General features: G+C 44.4%; 21 protein-coding genes. 7 read left to right on the plus strand and 14 right to left on the minus strand.

Annotation, left to right across the window (positions count from 1 at the left end; all coding sequences use genetic code 11):
* Positions 1–10 precede the first annotated feature (10 nt).
* The 10 genes from ABDV94_RS17275 to ABDV94_RS17320 form a co-directional block, all read right to left on the minus strand.
* Positions 11–538 (minus strand): adenine phosphoribosyltransferase, encoded by a 528-nt coding sequence (locus tag ABDV94_RS17275; RefSeq protein ID WP_343748461.1) that lies wholly within the window; start codon positions 536–538, stop codon positions 11–13.
* Positions 535–1,404 carry a helix-hairpin-helix domain-containing protein gene (locus ABDV94_RS17280; RefSeq protein ID WP_343748462.1) on the minus strand — a complete coding sequence of 290 codons (870 nt, stop codon included), beginning with the start codon at positions 1,402–1,404 and terminating at the stop codon, positions 535–537. The genes ABDV94_RS17275 and ABDV94_RS17280 overlap by 4 nt, the downstream gene beginning before the upstream one ends.
* Before the next feature lie 10 nt (positions 1,405–1,414).
* A complete protein-coding gene (locus ABDV94_RS17285) occupies positions 1,415–2,326 on the minus strand; it encodes an SDR family oxidoreductase (protein ID WP_343748463.1) in 912 nt (303 codons plus the stop codon).
* A 12-nt stretch (positions 2,327–2,338) separates the two neighbouring features.
* Positions 2,339–2,575: a PspC domain-containing protein gene (locus tag ABDV94_RS17290; protein WP_124746877.1), complete on the minus strand. Its 237-nt coding sequence runs from the start codon at positions 2,573–2,575 to the stop codon at positions 2,339–2,341.
* A 126-nt stretch (positions 2,576–2,701) separates the two neighbouring features.
* The gene (locus ABDV94_RS17295) at positions 2,702–3,997 is read right to left on the minus strand and encodes a DUF2851 family protein (RefSeq protein ID WP_343748464.1); all 1,296 of its coding nucleotides are present in this window, start codon (positions 3,995–3,997) and stop codon (positions 2,702–2,704) included.
* A gap of 121 nt (positions 3,998–4,118) precedes the next feature.
* Positions 4,119–5,183 (minus strand): S-methyl-5-thioribose-1-phosphate isomerase, encoded by a 1,065-nt coding sequence (gene mtnA, locus ABDV94_RS17300; protein ID WP_343748465.1) that lies wholly within the window; start codon positions 5,181–5,183, stop codon positions 4,119–4,121.
* A gap of 86 nt (positions 5,184–5,269) precedes the next feature.
* Positions 5,270–6,157: a T9SS type A sorting domain-containing protein gene (locus ABDV94_RS17305; protein WP_343748466.1), complete on the minus strand. Its 888-nt coding sequence runs from the start codon at positions 6,155–6,157 to the stop codon at positions 5,270–5,272.
* A 46-nt stretch (positions 6,158–6,203) separates the two neighbouring features.
* Positions 6,204–6,905: a T9SS type A sorting domain-containing protein gene (locus ABDV94_RS17310; RefSeq protein ID WP_343748467.1), complete on the minus strand. Its 702-nt coding sequence runs from the start codon at positions 6,903–6,905 to the stop codon at positions 6,204–6,206.
* Positions 6,906–7,025: 120 nt separating this feature from the next.
* Positions 7,026–7,721 carry an acireductone synthase gene (gene mtnC / locus ABDV94_RS17315; protein ID WP_343748468.1) on the minus strand — a complete coding sequence of 232 codons (696 nt, stop codon included), beginning with the start codon at positions 7,719–7,721 and terminating at the stop codon, positions 7,026–7,028.
* Between the two features lie 80 nt (positions 7,722–7,801).
* Positions 7,802–8,341 (minus strand): cupin, encoded by a 540-nt coding sequence (locus tag ABDV94_RS17320; RefSeq protein WP_343748469.1) that lies wholly within the window; start codon positions 8,339–8,341, stop codon positions 7,802–7,804.
* Between the two features lie 190 nt (positions 8,342–8,531).
* Here ABDV94_RS17320 and ABDV94_RS17325 point away from each other — a divergent pair, with 190 nt between their 5' ends.
* From ABDV94_RS17325 to ABDV94_RS17335, 3 genes are all read left to right on the plus strand, one after another.
* Complete coding sequence (locus ABDV94_RS17325) at positions 8,532–9,035, plus strand: hypothetical protein (protein WP_343748470.1); 504 nt, start codon at positions 8,532–8,534, stop codon at positions 9,033–9,035.
* Complete coding sequence (locus ABDV94_RS17330) at positions 9,032–9,277, plus strand: hypothetical protein (RefSeq protein ID WP_343748471.1); 246 nt, start codon at positions 9,032–9,034, stop codon at positions 9,275–9,277. Before ABDV94_RS17325 ends, ABDV94_RS17330 begins: the two co-directional genes overlap by 4 nt.
* 107 nt (positions 9,278–9,384) lie before the next feature.
* A complete protein-coding gene (locus ABDV94_RS17335) occupies positions 9,385–10,266 on the plus strand; it encodes an OmpA family protein (RefSeq protein ID WP_343748472.1) in 882 nt (293 codons plus the stop codon).
* Between the two features lie 137 nt (positions 10,267–10,403).
* Here ABDV94_RS17335 and ABDV94_RS17340 read toward each other — a convergent pair whose 3' ends face one another.
* Positions 10,404–11,540: a pirin family protein gene (locus ABDV94_RS17340; RefSeq protein ID WP_343748473.1), complete on the minus strand. Its 1,137-nt coding sequence runs from the start codon at positions 11,538–11,540 to the stop codon at positions 10,404–10,406.
* Positions 11,541–11,686: 146 nt separating this feature from the next.
* On the opposite strand from ABDV94_RS17340, the gene ABDV94_RS17345 reads away from it, so the two are divergent.
* From ABDV94_RS17345 to ABDV94_RS17360, 4 genes are all read left to right on the plus strand, one after another.
* On the plus strand, positions 11,687–12,028 hold the full coding sequence (locus tag ABDV94_RS17345) for a hypothetical protein (protein WP_343748474.1): 342 nt from the start codon (positions 11,687–11,689) through the stop codon (positions 12,026–12,028).
* 188 nt (positions 12,029–12,216) lie between these two features.
* Positions 12,217–13,008, plus strand: coding sequence for a glucose 1-dehydrogenase (locus tag ABDV94_RS17350; protein WP_343748475.1), 792 nt, complete (start codon positions 12,217–12,219; stop codon positions 13,006–13,008).
* A gap of 279 nt (positions 13,009–13,287) precedes the next feature.
* Positions 13,288–13,641: a hypothetical protein gene (locus ABDV94_RS17355; RefSeq protein ID WP_343748476.1), complete on the plus strand. Its 354-nt coding sequence runs from the start codon at positions 13,288–13,290 to the stop codon at positions 13,639–13,641.
* A gap of 36 nt (positions 13,642–13,677) precedes the next feature.
* Positions 13,678–14,190, plus strand: a complete 513-nt coding sequence (locus ABDV94_RS17360; RefSeq protein ID WP_343748477.1) for a hypothetical protein — start codon at positions 13,678–13,680, stop codon at positions 14,188–14,190.
* On the opposite strand, the gene mtnB is transcribed toward ABDV94_RS17360, so the two are convergent.
* Genes mtnB through pyrF form a run of 3 tightly spaced genes read right to left on the minus strand, consistent with a single transcriptional unit; the run spans position 14,187 to position 16,518 of the window.
* The gene (gene mtnB, locus ABDV94_RS17365; protein WP_343748478.1) at positions 14,187–14,789 is read right to left on the minus strand and encodes a methylthioribulose 1-phosphate dehydratase; all 603 of its coding nucleotides are present in this window, start codon (positions 14,787–14,789) and stop codon (positions 14,187–14,189) included. The genes ABDV94_RS17360 and mtnB overlap by 4 nt on opposite strands.
* A gap of 1 nt (position 14,790) precedes the next feature.
* Positions 14,791–15,684, minus strand: a complete 894-nt coding sequence (locus tag ABDV94_RS17370) for a sterol desaturase family protein (RefSeq protein ID WP_343748479.1) — start codon at positions 15,682–15,684, stop codon at positions 14,791–14,793.
* A 12-nt stretch (positions 15,685–15,696) separates the two neighbouring features.
* Positions 15,697–16,518: an orotidine-5'-phosphate decarboxylase gene (gene pyrF, locus ABDV94_RS17375; protein WP_343748480.1), complete on the minus strand. Its 822-nt coding sequence runs from the start codon at positions 16,516–16,518 to the stop codon at positions 15,697–15,699.
* Positions 16,519–16,602: the final 84 nt, after the last annotated feature.

The raw sequence follows: 16,602 nt of genomic DNA on the forward strand, positions 1-16,602 counted from the left end.
TTAATATTTTCTAATACGCCACTAAGTTAGTAATATTATTAGAGTAGCTTTTCAATTTTTCGTTACCATTTAAAAAATTTAAACCGACCAAAAAGTTAAATCCTGCTACTTCTCCACCGCAACTTTCAATCAGTTCGGCAGCAGCTGAAGCAGAACCTCCGGTAGCCAGTAAGTCGTCGTGAATCAGTACTCTTTCACCTTTTTGAACAGCATCCACATGCATTTCGATGGTTGCGGAACCGTATTCCAGGTCGTACGAATGACTGATTTTGTGGTAGGGCAATTTTCCGGCTTTGCGGATCAACACAAACGGAATTCCCAATTCCATTGCCAACGGATAACCGAACAGGAATCCCCGGCTCTCGATTCCGGCAATTTTATCCAGGTTCTGGTCTCTGTACATATCAGCCAAATGCTTCACGATTTCTTTTGATAACGCGGGATCCAGCATAATCGGAGTAATGTCTTTAAACACAATTCCCGGCTTCGGGAAATCAACTACATCGCGGATAACTCCTTTTATTTTCTCTTCTATCATTCTTCAACTTTCAAATAATGTTTCAGCTTCTCATACAACTCGTCGGTCATCAATGCGGATTTTTTGATCTCGCGTATTTCTTTGAACGGTCCGTTTTGCGTGCGCAATTTTACGAGAGAATTTGCCAAATTCCAAGAAATATATGGATGATATGATAATTCCTTCGTGGAACAGGTATTGATGTTAAACGTTTTTAGTGCGGCGGGATCGATCTCGAGGTATTTCTCCCAAACAGCTATTTTCTCTGGTGTCGATTGCCAGACTTCACTGTACTGTTCGGCAGAGTAGAATCCTCCGAGCTGATCCCTCAGCCGGATCAGTTGTTTGGCATCAAACAGGGCAATTTCTCCGGCTTTAAGTACATCGTCCAGGTCTGCCCGGTTGATATCGACATGAACCAATTTCTGTTCCATCCGGTATTCCGTGAGCCGATCCAGGTTTTTCGGGCGCTCCGGGTAAACGGTTGAATCCTTGACCAGGTTGTACAGTTCTTCGGAAATGACAAAAATGCGCTTCAACTCTTCGTTGGAGTAGATGGTTCTGCTGGTAAATTTGAGTACCACAGCACTTTGTTTTTCGGAGAGTCCGAGCGCCATCCATTGTTCCAGGGTATACGCATTCGGGTCGAATTTGGAAGGAGGTGCAGAAAGGTGTCTTTTCTTCCGGTTGTTCCGGTAGCTAAATCCCGTTTGCCGGCTCAGATTTTCCGTCACGGCTTTTTCATCGGCGTTCCACTGCTCCAGCCTGATTTCGGGTTTTGGTCTGAAATACTGGATCAGATCCGGCGCGATGAAGATCAGTACCAACAGGATGGTGAATAGTAGAATTCCTCGTTTAGTAGATTTTGAATAGTGATCGTGTGACATGGTGTTTGTTTTAGCGGTAGTAGACCAGATCGTCTTCCAGGAGCGGGATCGTTTCGCGGATATCTTTCGGATGATAATCCAGCAGTTTTTCCGCTTTGGAAAGATCGAAGCCTGTTTTCGGCGGACGTTTAGCCGCCTGGTTCAGTGTTTGGGAGGAAATCGTTTCGATATTCAGATTTTCAAGCCCCAATGCCTTTCCGACTTCTTCCACAATTGCGTCGATTGGACGTGTAACCGGTCCTGAAAGGTGAAAAATTCCTGTTTGTTTGCGCAGCACGATTTCCACACAGCCGTACGCGAGGTCATCCGCCCAGGTCGGCGCACGAAACTGGTCGTTTACCAATTTCATGGTTTCGCCCTTCGGCAGTGCTTCCAATGCCCACAGAATCATATTGGAACGGGATAACCCGAACCCGGTTCCGTATACGATAATGGTTCGTGCAACGGACCAGTCCGTATTGTTCGGATCTTTCAGCAGCAGGTTTTCTGCATCTACTTTCGACTGCGCGTAAATACTCAGCGGATTCACCTCATCGGTTTCCGAATAATTTCCTTTTTCACCGTCGAAAACAAAATCCGTCGACAACAACTCAAAGTGTGCACCAACGATTTTAGCAGCTTCATAAAGCGCTTTTGTTGCCAATACATTCACCAGGTGACATTCTTCCGGGTTCAATTCACAGTAATCCACATTGGTCAATGCCGCGGTATGGATAATAGCCGTAGGCTGCTCCTTCAAAACCAGGCGGTTCACGGCATCAAACCGGCACAAGTCCACATCAACATAGTGATCTTCCGGACAATCGGGGTTTCTGTTCGGGCCTTTGGATGTCGCAATGAACGGAATTCCTTGTTTTACGCATCTTTTGACAATTTTCTGCCCCAACAAACCGTTTGAGCCCGTTACCAGAATTTTTACCATACTGTGATTTGATCAAAGCTCCCAGATGGAGCGTTTTTTAGATTTAAATTGAAAATAGTGCTTGTGCTCCAGGATCCAGGCCATAATCAGGTAAGGAATCAGAGGAGATCCCAACCCGATACACGTGGCGTAGATGAATCCCAGGCGGACTTTATTGGTTTGGATTCCCAATTTGGTTGCCCACCATGCACACACTCCGAAGGAGCGCATTTCAAAGAAAAAAGCTATTTTTTGCAGTGTTCTTTTCATCTTTTAATCCTCTTTCAAAAATACACAATTTTAAATTGAAAAGTTAAAAGTGAGAATTGAAAAGTTTTTTGGATATCTCTGCTCTCAATTTTACATTCTCCATTTTCAATTTTCATCGAGATCGATTCATTTTTCACTTTTACTTTTCCCCTTTTCACTTTTCAAGATTTGGTTTCCGATCTGACAACTCAGGCATTGTTTCCGGGAGCAAAACTCATTCGTCATTTCAATCAACCCTTGTGATTCCAGTGCATTCTTCGGGTTGATTCCGACCTGCTTCCACTCAGCAATTTTCTGATTCTGCTCCGGCGGAAGTAATTCCAGCAATTCGAACGCTTTATTCCGGTATATTTCATCGTTTAAACAATCTGTTAACCACCACAGGAAAGGAATCACGCTGTTTACAATAATCGTATTTGCCGTTCCAATACTCATTTCCGAAGGGGCTTTTTTCTCTTTTCCGAAGTCGAAATGATGATTCCAATAGGTATCAGCCGGTTTGAGCAGGTTCTCCTGCAAAATCCGAAGTAACTCTTTTGCCGGGAGTGCCCACAAAGAAGAAGTCCAATCCATTTCATGGATAAATGCGGCGAATTGCGCCAGCCGCTGCGTGGGAAAACCTCCGGGCCTGCATCCCTTAAACTTCCACCCCACCCGGCTTCCGGCATGCAGTTTTAATTTATACTTCTGAAAAAACCATTCTTCTTTCAGTTCTTCGTGATACGGAACGGAAGCAGATTCTTCGAGAAAACCTCCCACTCCGAAAGCAATGGCCAGTTTTTGCTTCCGGGAGGCCCGGATGAACTTTTCGAATGGAATTCCGATTGCCAGTTCCTGAAATGGGAGCTGGTTGACTTTCATCCCAAAAGCTTTGGAAAATGCATGAAACAATACTTCCCGGAAAGACATTTTGCGGTCATTAAAAAGAGCCTGCAATTCGTTTGCCTTACGTTTCATCCGTTGAAAAAGGGCTTGCTCAACCTGGCTCCAAATGACCGGTTGCGGCAGTCCATTCAAAAATGCTTCACAAATGATTAACCCCCTATTTTTTTGATAGTACTGATTGAACCAATCGTAGTGTTTCCAATCAATGAATGCTTTCAGTTCAACCGTCGGGATGGGAATTCCCTCGATGAAAATCAATTGATCGTGTTCGTAAACCACATGCAAAATAACATTCGAATAGGCCGGATCGTGCTGATGTCCGTGCTGATTCCAATCGGAAGCTTTGACATGCATTTCGATATTCCCGGAATGCTTCACCTCATTGATGCGGATTTGTCCGTTGAAAAAATCCGGCCCTGAATCCGGGTTGTAAAATCCGACGTGCAGAATCTCGATCTTTTCCCCATCAATGGTTCGCAACCGATGTAGTGGAAGCCGCTTGTTTTTCCAGAGAAAGTGTAAATAGTGTTCGTTCATACGGTTCGTTTCCTATTTAATTTAAGAAAAAACACCGTTTAAAAAAAGAAAAAAGGGCATTTAGACTCCGCTCAATGCCCTTTTTTTTCTCCGATACTTCGGAATATTGTTGTGATTGCGTCTACTGATACTCTGGAAATAAAGTCGTTAATCCAGCTTCACTCGCTGCGCAAACTCCGCGCTCGGTGATCAATGCCGTTACCAATCTTGCGGGGGTAACGTCAAAACCATAGTTACTTGCTTCTGTTGTTTCGGGACAGATCAATACTTCGTCCAGATGACCGGAAAGTTTGCTCTTCCCCACCACGTAGCGCACCTCATCCTGGTTGCGTTGTTCGATCGGAATTTCTTTCAGTCCGTCACGGATGGTCATATCCAATGTGGTCGACGGAAGGGCTACGTAGAACGGAATCTGGTTGTCGTGAGCTGCCAGAGCTTTCAGATAGGTTCCGATTTTGTTGGCAACATCCCCGTTTCGGGTTGTGCGGTCAGTTCCAACGATACATAGGTCGACCATTCCATGCTGCATCAGGTGTCCGCCCTGGTTGTCTACGATCAGTGTGTGCGGAACTCCGTGTCTGGTCAATTCATAACACGTCAGGTTTGCACCTTGCAGGCGTGGACGCGTTTCGTCGACCCACACATGCACCTTGATTCCTTTTTGCAACGCCTGGTAAATCGGAGAAGTGATTGTTCCCCATTCGATACAACCCAGCATTCCTGCGTTGCAGTGTGTAAGGATATTTACCGTTTCACCGTTCTTTCTTTTCGAAATTTCCTCGATCAGCGGTAATCCGTGTACCCCGATCATGCGGCAGGTTTCCACGTCATCTTCTACAATCTGAGCCGCTTCTTCCCAGGCTGTTTGAACCAAATCCGTTGCAGATTCCAACTTTGCCTTCATCCGATCCAAAGCCCAAAACAGGTTCACCGCTGTTGGACGTGATGCCCGCAATGCTGCGAAAGCTTCGGTTAAATCTGCTCCTTCACGTGCCGCCAGGTAGATTCCATAAGCCGCCGTAGCACCGATTAACGGAGCACCGCGAACCACCATGTCTTTGATGGCGCGTTCTGCATCTTTGTAAGTCACCAGCTTTTCAACCACCCATTCGTGCGGGAGTTTTCGCTGATCAATCACTTCTACATACTTGTCTTCCGTTGTCCAAATCGTTCTAAATGCGCTCATAAACCAAATTTCTGACGCAAAAGTAATCCTATTTTGAGACAAATCGGCGGATCACAAACGCATTTTAGATGGATTCCCCGGAAGATTTAATGTGAAACAACCAGTTTCTTCACAACACTTCCGTTCTCACCGGCGATGTTCAGCAGGTAAACGCCATTCGGCCAGGAAGTACAATCCAGTTTTCCGTTGTTGCTCCCTGCAAATATTTGTTCTCCGTTCAGATTCGAGACGATAAATTGTTCGTTTCCAATCAACCCGTTGATGACAACCTGTGAACTCGCCGGGTTCGGGAAAAGCAGCAGGGCATTTTGTTCTTCCTTCAATCCCAGGCTTCCGTCCAATGCCACATCATCGACCAGCAAACGCGTTCCGAACGTCGGTTCGTTTCCGGGAATACTGGTGGAGAAGCTGATCACAATGCTTTCTACCGGTCTTACTTCCGAATAATTGACCGGTACACTCGCCAATGTGTAGGTACTGGTCGTTCCGCCTAACGTCATTACTGCTTCACCGATCTGAATTCCATCCGAATCAAACAACTTAGCAACTGCCTGAGCCGAATCGGAAGCAAGCGGGAAATATTTGTAATAAAAACTAAAGGTTTCCGGCAACATTGGACTCACCGGGACGGGCACTTCAAAACCGACGTTGTAATCATCTGTTGCAGATAAGAATGCACCACCCGAAATTCCCGTGTTGGAGGTAAAATTGTATGCATTTCTCATTTCAAGCGCATATTGTCCCGAATGCGCATCGGTCGTTGGTAAATAGAGTGCGTGATTCGGACTGTCAAAAACAATGGAATCGCCGTGCGACTCGCCTGTCGAATCAATCCAAATCACCATTAGAAATGATTTTGACCATTGGCTGACGTTGTTGTCTGTATTCAATGTTTCAAATCCGTTGTTTGGAATTTGTGCTTTTACTGAAAAAACAAGGATTCCAAAAGCTGCAAGAGTAATCATTCTTTTCATAAGTATTCCGATTTAATGCGTAATCTATTTTCTATCAGACGTTATTTCAATGCGATACGACCATTCGACGCACCAAATTAGTGTCCGGAGTAGCAACCCGAACCAGGTAAACGCCATCCGGCCAGGAAGAACAATCCACGGTATTTCCCGAAACCGAAGCCACAGACAAGTTATTTCCACTCAAATCACTTATCGTGATAACGGCATTTTCAGGGAGTCCGGAAAGTGAAAACTGCGTGTTTGCCGGATTCGGAGTCAATTGGACACTTCCGGCATTCCATTCCCCGAAAGAAAGACTACCGGAAGAAACATGCACGGTTGTACATTCCGAATTATTCGTTTGATTCGGATCTTCTACCGGAACAGAATCATTTACCGGTTTGATGTAAATACAGATGTCCACATCCATTCCATCAAATTGATCTGAAAAAGCGAAAGTCCGTGAAATGTTGAAACTTTGCGTTGGCTCCAGGTGATTTCCGCTGTATTTCCAATGATCTTCATTTTCAGGAAGAATGGTCATCGTATCGCCCATCATAATCACATAAAAATAGACCAAATCCGTTGTTTCGAGATCTTCGGAAGGATCTGTATTGGTAACACTGACTGCGATGTTATAGGGTTGCTGGGGCGGAATCGTGCTCCCGTTTTGCGGGGAAAGCAGCGTGAGATGTAAATCGAGGGAACGCTGTGCGTGTGAGAAAAGTACAAACGCGGTGATTCCCAAAGAAAGTAGTATTTTCTTCATAAGCTATGTAGTTTAAATTCAGCCCTCCCGGCTATCGGATGGACGAAACCAAACTACGTAAAATCTGAAACGGGTTCAGAAGAAAATGGTCTGTGGTATCAGAGATTGATTCTACGGTATTTATCCGAATGTTATCTCTTCAAAGGTCTGCGCCGTAGTGTTCCAATCTACTGTTGTTCCGGGTCTTAGCAATTGCACCGTTTGAAATCCTTTGGAATCGGCAGCCCGTAATTCTTCCACAATATCGCTCAGGAATAAAATGTCTCCCGGGTTCAGACCCAGGATTCCGGCGATTTTTTCATAGGTTTCTGCTTCCCGTTTTCCACCCGTTGTGGTGTCGAAATAATGGGAAAAACAGGGTGTCAGGTCACCCGCAATGCTGTAACCGAAAATCAGTTTCTGTGCCGGAACCGATCCCGATGAGAAAACTCCGAGGTTCAATCCTTCTGCTTTCCATTTTTTCAGGCATGTTGCCACTTCCGGATACACATGTCCTTTCAGTACGCCGTCCCGGTAACCTTTGTCCCACAAAACGCCTTGCAGGGTTTTCAAAGGAGTGATTTTCCGGTCTTCTATGCTCCACTGGCGTAGTTTTTCGATGATTTCTTCATCCGTCGAAAGTGTCTCACCATCTTCTGAAAGTGCCAACTGAACGGTTTGCTCAAACGCTTCCTTCACCACCGGGTTGGCTTTGAGGGCCAGTAAATCGGAAATGTGATTCCGGAAATACGGGAATAGTTCTTCCGCTACAAAAGAGATGGAAGAAGTGGTTCCTTCGATGTCTGTGAGAATGTATTTGGGCTGTTTGATTGTCATTTGTTTTTGAAAAAAAGAGATGTTGGATGCCGGACGTAATATTGCGGAATTACGTCCAGGAGAGAATGGGAAATCAGTTGTTATCTCGCAACACGGAAATCAGCAAAACGCTCTTCCAGTTTCGAATGCGTATACTCCGGAACCCAGCCGCTCATATCAATAAAAATGCGGATCGCTTTCACAAACGGATCGCTTTCTCCTGCATCGAACCAGTGTTTCGTTCCTTGAGGAACTGAAATCAGGTCGCCTTTCTCACACAACAGGTTAAAAACCGGTTCTGTTTCCAGGTTGAACCAGAAAAGTCCCTCTCCATCCACAAAAAAACGGATTTCATCTTCCGAATGCGTGTGTTCCGATAAAAACTTGGCACGGATTGCTTCGTAGTTCTCCGTCAGTTTATTGATCGTGATCACATCTGCGGTTTGGTAGCCTCCGGAATGCATAAACGGAGTCAGGCTCGATTCATAAGCTTTCAGGATTTCCTCCTGGTTTGCCGTATCTTCAAACACCACATCTGCCTGCCACTGATCAAAAAAGATCCCGCGGTCATTCATAAACTGTCGGATTTTCTGCGGATCGCGCTCCGTTACATTCAAATCCGGAATAGATAATACTGCCATGTCTTTAAGCTTAAAAGAGTCTCTGAACTCGTTTATAGTACAAAATTAAGATACTTTTTTCAAATGGAGTCATCTCCCTTTATAGTATTCTACCAATTTTATAGATTTTTCAACCGACTGTGGAATTTCAAAAATGCTACCTTTAGAGCCTTCAACACGTTTTAAATCAACTGAAAATCACGGATTCATCATGAAAACCACACTTTTTATCTTTGTTATGCTGATCGGATTGAGCAGCTATTCTCACCAATCACTTCACATTTCGCTGCAAACTGCACCTGTCGAATCCCTGAAAGAAAAAGTGCTGAAACAGCTTGGAATCAACGAAACGGAAGTGCGCGACGAACTCTTTGAGGAAAAAGTGCTTCCCCATGCGCCTTTTCAAACCGTGATGGCTATTCCGAAAATGATCTCTGAAGACGAAGGCATGTACACCGTTGACCTGATCCTCGTTGTTGTCAACAATCAAAGTGGGAAAATCATTCAGAAATTCAGCGAAGAAAACTACCTGCACTCCGATGCGATTTATGTTTCGGGCATCACGATCGATACAGCTCCCTACCTCTTATCCAAAACCGTTCGCGCATTTGGAATCCGGGTGCATTACAGCGGGAGCAGCAGACCGAATCCGTATGGAGAAGATTTCCTTTCGTTGTATGTACAGGAAGGCAGTATATACTCCGCAGGGTATTGAAAGACGAAGTCGTAGGTATCTACCACGGAGAGTGGGACACGAATTGTGCCGGAGAATTTCACGACACCAAATGCATTGTTTCCTTTGAAACCGAAATGTCAAACGGGTATTTCAACCTCGTACTAAAGTACAAAACATCTTCTACTGTCAACGAACCGGTAAACGGCGACTGCAAAGAGAAGCTCATCGGAAAACTCGAAAAAAAGAGCGTATTCTACTACAACGGAAAATCTTACAATTGATATCCAAAGACTGCGTCAATCTTAATATTCCTTAAAAAACGCGAATAATTTCCATTCTCTTTCAGAATTCCATTTTCTTTGAATATACCAATTATAAAAAAAGAGTTATGAAAGTATTCAACAAATCCACTCTGATGAGCACACTCGCCATTGGAGCGCTGACCGTGTCTTCTTGTAAACCTATTTATAAATGTGGTGACCCTATCCCGGAGAAAAAGCCGTTTGGGAAACGACTTCAGGCAGTTGTAACCGAGCGTGATTCATTGTGTGTTTCCCTTGCAGACCAAAAAGCAGTAAACGAGCAGCTCACTGCTGAAAACAAAAGTCTGGAAGACAAACTTTCCGGACAAAAAAACATCAACAGCAATCAGTCCGAGCAATTGAACCAACAGTCGGCGAAGCTGAACGAACAATCGGCAGAGTTGAGTCAAAAAGAGAAAGACCTGCAGGAAAAAGAGCGCATGCTGCGCGAAATGCAGGCAATTATTGCACGCCAGGATGAACTGACGAAAAAACTGAATCAGACTTTGCGTGATGCACTGGTTGGATTTAACTCCGATGAGTTGACGATGGAAATCCGCGACGGGAAAGTATACGTTTCCATGTCAGACAAACTTTTATTCAAATCCGGATCTACTACCGTGGAACCAAAAGGAGTTGATGCCTTGAAAGCGCTGGCAGATGTATTGAACAAAAACCCGGATATCCAGATTCTGGTGGAAGGACACACAGACAACGTTCCGATCAAAACGGCTGTATTTAAAGACAACTGGGATTTGAGCGTAGCGCGTGCAACTTCGATCACACGGATGTTGAATGAAAAATATGCGGTTGCCGCAACGCGTATGACGGCTTCCGGACGCGGTGAGTATTTCCCGAAAGCTTCCAACGATACACCGGAAGGAAAAGCGAAAAACCGTCGCACAGAGATCATTCTTTCTCCGAAACTGGATGAAATTATGAACTTGCTGAATGGCTCAACGAAATAAGACTTTTAGAGAGTCAGAAATTCAAGATACAAGACGTTGAAATGCAAAATTCAAAAATATTAAAGGTTCTTTAGCGACCTCATTTTGAATTTTGCATTTTGAATTATTAGTCCTTCTCCATTTTCAATTTTCAATGATTAAGCTTCCTTCACTTCTTCCGTTCCGTCGGCATGCAGTGCAAAACGGACTTTGGAACGATCGTGTACCTGGTCATAACGTCCCCACGGCCAACCACCGAATTGCGTTTGGTGATAATCATCAAAAGCCTGTTTGATCTCTTCTTTGGTATTCATCACAAACGGGCCATACTGCATCACTTGTTCACCGATCGGTTTTCCCTGTAAAATGAAAATACTCACCGGCGAATCGTGTGAAGTCAATGTGGTTTCGACTGACGGCTCCAGGAAAAACCCGGAATACGAATCAAATTCCTGGTCATTGATCGTTAACTGATCTCCTTCGTAGAAAAACAAACTGCGGTTCACTCCCACCGATGCTTTCGGCAGGGAAATCTTTGCATGCGGTTCCATTTTGATATTGACCACCAACACTTCATTTTCTGCGGGAAACGCCCAGGAATTAGGCGGAGGAAGCGTTCCTGCCTGTTTTCCGTTCCAGTTTCCTGCAATCAATTCAACCAATACTTTATCGTGATCGAATTTCAGATTGGAAATGTTCTCGCGCCAGAGCATCTTAAAATGCGGTTCTACCATCTTGTCCTTTTTCGGAAGGTTCAGCCACACCTGGAACAATTCCAGCGGATTTTCTTCCGTCTGAGACATCAATGGGAACATTTCGGAATGCTGTACTCCTTTTCCGGCAGTCATCCACTGCACATCGCCGTTTCCGTAACGCCCGGCTGCTCCCAGGGAATCTGCGTGGTCTACAATTCCTTTGCGCACCACGGTAATGGTTTCAAATCCGCGGTGCGGATGCCCCGGAAACCCAGGAACTTTTTTCCCGTGATACATCCGGAAACCATCTTTGATAATGAAATCATCTCCCATGTGACGGCCTTTGAAATGCTCGGGATTCGGCCCCATTTGTTCTGTTCCCTTCGGAAACTGATCTTCATGGTGAACACAGAACAAAAAGGGATCTTGTGTTTCCCACTGGAAACCCAGCGGAAAATGTCGTTTAATCGGATTCATGTCTTTTTCTTTTGGTTGTTCGGACTCGTCTTTGCCGGATGCCAGCCAGGGTAATGCAAAAATAGCTGCTGATGCTGCTGACACACGCTGTACAAAATTTCTTCTGGTGAAATCTTTACTCATAATCTTCAAAATTATTTACCCGGGTACTAATTTATGAAAAAGACTTTAGAAAAACCATTCTTTAAGGATTATTAGAGATTGATGCCCCCAGTCAACATCCATCCTGTCAGGAATATGTTTACATTGGGACTCCTAAAAATCAACACATGAAAAAAATCACCCTGCACATCGAATCCGACGACCTGGAACAATTGGCAGCCGTAGGAATCGCTTATTTCAATTCATTTAATAACAAGTATATCAAACAAACGAAAGACATGGTTCTGGCAGCATCGGAAGTGTATAAGATGCGAAATGGGTCTACGCAAATGAATATGCTCGTACTGTACCGGGAAAATGGCATCACGATCGACATCATGGGCGCTGCCGGTGGAACAGGAGTCTTTAACTGGAGTTGGGGTTCCGAAGCGGGCTTTACAAGGGAAATGGCGATCCGCTACAAAAACTACTGCGAAAAACACGGACTCAAATTCGTTGGAATAGAATAAGTTCTTTTCCCTGCGTTTTTTTTATATCCTTTTAACAGTCTCAAAATAGTTACCCGGGTTTATTTTTTCTAACTTTAAGGGTCGTTCATTCACAGATTCAGACATTCGTAACACGCTGTGATTTGACGCAGAAATAAGCACATCATTCATCCTGACATACACAGTATTTTAACAAAAACACAAACAAAATGGCAACATTTGAGCAAAAATCGATCATCATCACGGGAGCAGCCATGGGACTGGGATTAGCTGCAGCAAAAGAGCTGGCAGGCCGTGGTGCAAACCTCACATTAATGGACTTCAATGAAGGACAGTTGAAGGAAGTAGCAGCACAACTTTCGGAAGAATTTCCGGATGTGAAGATTATTACCGTAGCAGGAGATGCATCCAATGAAGAAGACGTAAAAAAATACGTCAGCGAAGCACAAAAAGCGTTCGGTCGCATCGACGGGTTGTACAACAACGCAGGAATCGAAGGGCGCCAGGCTCCGATCACGGAATACGATATCCAGGTATTCAAAAAAGTCATCGACGTGAACCTGATGGGAGTTTATTACGGAATGCGTCATGTGATTCCGGTCATGCAGCAGCAAAAATACGGCCGGATCGTAAACGTGGCTTCCGTAGGCGGAATCCGCGGGGTACAAAACCAGGTCGCATACGTGGCAAGTAAACACGCCGTTTCAGGGATGACTAAAAACGCCGCTTTGGAATACGGTCGTGACGGAATCACTACCAATGCCATTGCTCCGGGAGCAATCCTCACACCGATGGTTGCCGAAGCATTCAAACAGGTGAATCCGAATGATCCGAAAGCCGCAGAAACCGAATACGCACAACGGAACCCGATCAAACGCCTCGGAATTCCTTCCGAAGTAGCAAAAGTGGTTGCTTTTCTTTTGAGCGAAGACGCTTCCTATGTGAACGGGCAAACAATTGCTATCGATGGCGGGGAATCCAACATTTACGGAAACTCCTAAGAATTAAAACACACAACTGACAGCCGGGATTTGTTTTGAAACAGGTTCCGGCTGTTTTTATTTTAAGGTTCTGTATGAAATACAGGTGATCACTTCCAATTCTTTGCGACCTTAGCATCTTTGCGGTTAGATCTAAATAATTTCAGAACGCTAAGAAGCAAAGAGCGCAAAGGTTTTAAATTGGAGCAGATCAAAAAATGATCAATCCTGATTGTAGCATAAAACCTAAAATAAAACACTAAGTTTGATACTATCAAATGATACTATAAGATCAGAAATATGTGCTTATTTCGATTTTTTAAACAACCAAAGCCAGAGAACCTTTCAAAAGAAGCGTATTGGAAAAAATATGCCTTCGCTGAACTCCTGAAAGATTTACACCAAGCAGTCGAACTTCTCTCTATCTTAAATTCCGGACATTCCCATAAATTTCCATCAACCGAGGCATTTCGCTATGCATTGGAGGATGCAATTGATGACATTGAATTCGGAAACAAGGTTGATTTAAACCATTTTTACACGTGGTTTGCCCCGACATCCGACTGGGATGATTTCACTGGGCAGGATGGAGAAGAATTAGGAAACCGGATTTATGAGCGGGTATCCCAATGGAAAGAAAGACAAACTGAGTAGATGATAGAAAACAACGAAAATCAAACAGAAATAAACATGAAGGTCGATTTAGCCGACCTGCGTGATATCTATTTCGGAAAAAGACAACAGGTCTATTTTTTTGGACCGACAACCAAAGGCGAATCGTTCTTGATGGTTACAGCACTAGCCCTTTTTCCATTTCATACATGGTACTTTATCCATCAAAAAGAAGGCGGGGGAGCATTTATAATTGGTTTTATTATTCTGATTGCACTCATTGCAAACTTTTGGAGTTCCACCAAACCGATCATTCAATGGAAGAAATCCATCAACGAATTCCTGGAAACAGCAGGAAAAGTAAAAGACTTGAGATTTATTTACAACGAAACTTTCGTTCTTCACATACAGGATGAGCAAATCACCAAAATTAACTGGAGTCAGATCACACAAGCGGCGATTACCGAAAGATATATCAACCTTGTTGCAAGTACGGATATTTTATTACCGAAAAACTCAATGACGGCAAGTGAATATGAACAGTTATCCGAAAAAATCCTGGAGAAAGTACAGGAGGTAAACAAAGTTTAATTCGAAAACTTCCAATCCACCTCAAACAGGTATTCTGCAGTTTCCAGATGGCGTTTTGCTTCGAAGAGGTTTCTTCCCCAGGCGTATGTTCCGTGCTGGCGCATAATGAACGCCGGAACGGTTAAGCGTGCTTTTTCCTGCTCCAACGTTTCCGAAAAAGCCGGCATATCCTGCGTATTGTCAAAAACCGGAACCTGAACAGTGGTTTCGTGTGTCTTGATTCCTTCGAAGCCTTTCAATACTTCGTAGCCGCTGAGCGAAACCGAAATCTCGTTTTTCATCGACTGCAATACCGAATACAAGGAATGACTGTGGACAATACACATCGTTTCGGGAAACAATGCGTACAATTTGCAATGAATGAGTGTCTCTGCCGATGGACGGATTCCTTCGTATGCAGGAAGCGCTTTTCCGTCCATGTCGACCTCCATGAAGTCTGCTGCCGAAAAAACGGATTTATCGATCCCGGATTTGGAAACGAAGATTACATCCGGAGTTTCCGGATTCCGGAAGGAATAATTGGTAGATGTTGCCGGCGACCATCCTTTCTGGTGGTATGCGCGGATTACCTGTGCCAGCTGTGCTTTCAACTCTTCCATTTCAATCGTTTTTTTCCTGTTTGATATGTTCCCGCAGTTCCTTGGACGTCATGGTGCTTCCGTCATGGCTCCATCCCGGAGGCTTGGTCACATACATCCATTTATTCCTCCATCCCTTGACTTTTCGCACATCCTGGTAGATCGCAATCCACTCGTGGAAAATGACATTCGCCGGATTGTTGCTGATTTTCTTCTCGTACAACCCGAATTCAATCGGCAACCCGTCGATTTCTGCCTGGAACGTTCCGAATAATTTATCCCAGACAATGAGAATCATTCCCATGTTCTTATCGAGGTATTCCACGTTGGATGCGTGGTGCACGCGGTGATGCGACGGAGTAACCAGAAAACGTTCCAAAACCCCCAGTTTCCCCACTGCTTTGGTATGAACCAAAATCCCGTAGGTCTGGGTAATCGAGTACATGATGAAGATATCGAAGGGTTCAAACCCCAGGAATACCAACGGAATAAACCAGATAAACCGGTAAACGGGTTGAAAAACCGAGGATCGGAATCCCGTTGTCAGGTTGTATTTATCGGACGAATGATGTGTTACGTGGATTGCCCAAAAGAAACGTACCACGTGGTCGATGCGGTGAATCCAGTAGAAAATAAAGTCTTCGGCAATAAAGAGCAGCGCCCAGTAATACCAGGAACTCATGTTCCAGCTCACAAAGCGGTAATCGAAGAAAAACATCAGCACGATGAGGGTGATTCCACGCATCAACACATCAATTCCCATATTCGCCAACATGAGGTACAGGTTCTGGATCGTATCTCCGACCGTATACAATTTCCGGTTATGCCAGTTACTCAGGATGATTTCACCCAGGATCAGCACCACATAAATGGGTGTACTGATAAATATGATGAGCTTCTCAACGTAGTCGACCATCGTCTTTTCGCATTAAACGAATTGCTTCTCTTTTAAAATAACTTCCATCTGTTGCTGCAGGTTTTGCGCTTCTTCTCTTGCTTTTTCGGCAAAATCAGAACCATTCGAAGCATAAATGATCGAACGGGAAGCATTGACCAGCAAACCACAGTCGGCATTCCAGCCGTATGCAGCCACATCTTCCATGCTTCCACCCTGTGCTCCTACTCCGGGAACAAGGAAAAAGTGATTCGGAACGAGTTTGCGGACTTCCGCTATTCCTTCCGCACGCGTAGCTCCTACCACATACATCAGGTTTTCGTCAGAACCCCATTTAGCGCTTTTCTTCAAGACTTTCTTATACAATTCCTCGCCGGAGGTATCTGTTGTGAACTGGAAATCCAGCGCACCTTTGTTGGATGTCAACGCCAGCAGAATGACCCATTTTCCGGGAAATGCCTGAAACGGAGTCACCGAATCTTCTCCCATGTACGGAGCTACAGTTACCGCATCGCAGTTGAGGTATTCGAAAAAAGTCTTGGCATAGTACAACGACGTGTTCCCGATATCGCCACGCTTCGCATCTGCGATCGTCAAACAATGAGACGGGATGTAATCGATTGTTTTCTTCAGAGATTCCCACCCTTTCGGGCCCAGTGCTTCATAAAATGCAACATTGGGTTTGTACGCTACGCAAAGATCCCTGGTAGCATCGATAATGGCTTTGTTGAATTCGAAGATCGGATCTTCACTTTGCAGCAAATGAGCCGGAATTTTATCCAGATCGGTGTCCAATCCAACGCACAAAAATGATCTTTTACTGCGAATCTGCTCAATCAATTCCTTTCTTGTCATTCCTCTGTTTTAAGCCTGCAAAGATAAAAAGTATCATTGAATTATGCCTTGTAAAGCTTCAGATTGCTAATTTCACGGAAAAAT

Source organism: Fluviicola sp. (assembly GCF_039596355.1).
Taxonomy (GTDB): Bacteria; Bacteroidota; Bacteroidia; order Flavobacteriales_D; family Crocinitomicaceae; genus Fluviicola.

Coding starts and splice junctions, on each gene's coding strand:
- ABDV94_RS17350 (WP_343748475.1), top strand. CDS start 12,217: ATGGCAACATTTGAGCAAAAATCGATCATCATCACGGGAGCAGCCATG.
- ABDV94_RS17285 (WP_343748463.1), bottom strand. CDS start 2,326: ATGGTAAAAATTCTGGTAACGGGCTCAAACGGTTTGTTGGGGCAGAAA.
- ABDV94_RS17340 (WP_343748473.1), bottom strand. CDS start 11,540: ATGAGTAAAGATTTCACCAGAAGAAATTTTGTACAGCGTGTGTCAGCA.
- mtnB (WP_343748478.1), bottom strand. CDS start 14,789: ATGGAAGAGTTGAAAGCACAGCTGGCACAGGTAATCCGCGCATACCAC.
- ABDV94_RS17310 (WP_343748467.1), bottom strand. CDS start 6,905: ATGAAGAAAATACTACTTTCTTTGGGAATCACCGCGTTTGTACTTTTC.
- ABDV94_RS17320 (WP_343748469.1), bottom strand. CDS start 8,341: ATGGCAGTATTATCTATTCCGGATTTGAATGTAACGGAGCGCGATCCG.
- mtnC (WP_343748468.1), bottom strand. CDS start 7,721: ATGACAATCAAACAGCCCAAATACATTCTCACAGACATCGAAGGAACC.
- ABDV94_RS17280 (WP_343748462.1), bottom strand. CDS start 1,404: ATGTCACACGATCACTATTCAAAATCTACTAAACGAGGAATTCTACTA.
- ABDV94_RS17275 (WP_343748461.1), bottom strand. CDS start 538: ATGATAGAAGAGAAAATAAAAGGAGTTATCCGCGATGTAGTTGATTTC.
- ABDV94_RS17370 (WP_343748479.1), bottom strand. CDS start 15,684: ATGGTCGACTACGTTGAGAAGCTCATCATATTTATCAGTACACCCATT.
- ABDV94_RS17305 (WP_343748466.1), bottom strand. CDS start 6,157: ATGAAAAGAATGATTACTCTTGCAGCTTTTGGAATCCTTGTTTTTTCA.
- ABDV94_RS17360 (WP_343748477.1), top strand. CDS start 13,678: ATGAAGGTCGATTTAGCCGACCTGCGTGATATCTATTTCGGAAAAAGA.
- ABDV94_RS17335 (WP_343748472.1), top strand. CDS start 9,385: ATGAAAGTATTCAACAAATCCACTCTGATGAGCACACTCGCCATTGGA.
- ABDV94_RS17325 (WP_343748470.1), top strand. CDS start 8,532: ATGAAAACCACACTTTTTATCTTTGTTATGCTGATCGGATTGAGCAGC.
- pyrF (WP_343748480.1), bottom strand. CDS start 16,518: ATGACAAGAAAGGAATTGATTGAGCAGATTCGCAGTAAAAGATCATTT.
- ABDV94_RS17295 (WP_343748464.1), bottom strand. CDS start 3,997: ATGAACGAACACTATTTACACTTTCTCTGGAAAAACAAGCGGCTTCCA.
- ABDV94_RS17355 (WP_343748476.1), top strand. CDS start 13,288: ATGTGCTTATTTCGATTTTTTAAACAACCAAAGCCAGAGAACCTTTCA.
- ABDV94_RS17290 (WP_124746877.1), bottom strand. CDS start 2,575: ATGAAAAGAACACTGCAAAAAATAGCTTTTTTCTTTGAAATGCGCTCC.
- ABDV94_RS17345 (WP_343748474.1), top strand. CDS start 11,687: ATGAAAAAAATCACCCTGCACATCGAATCCGACGACCTGGAACAATTG.
- mtnA (WP_343748465.1), bottom strand. CDS start 5,183: ATGAGCGCATTTAGAACGATTTGGACAACGGAAGACAAGTATGTAGAA.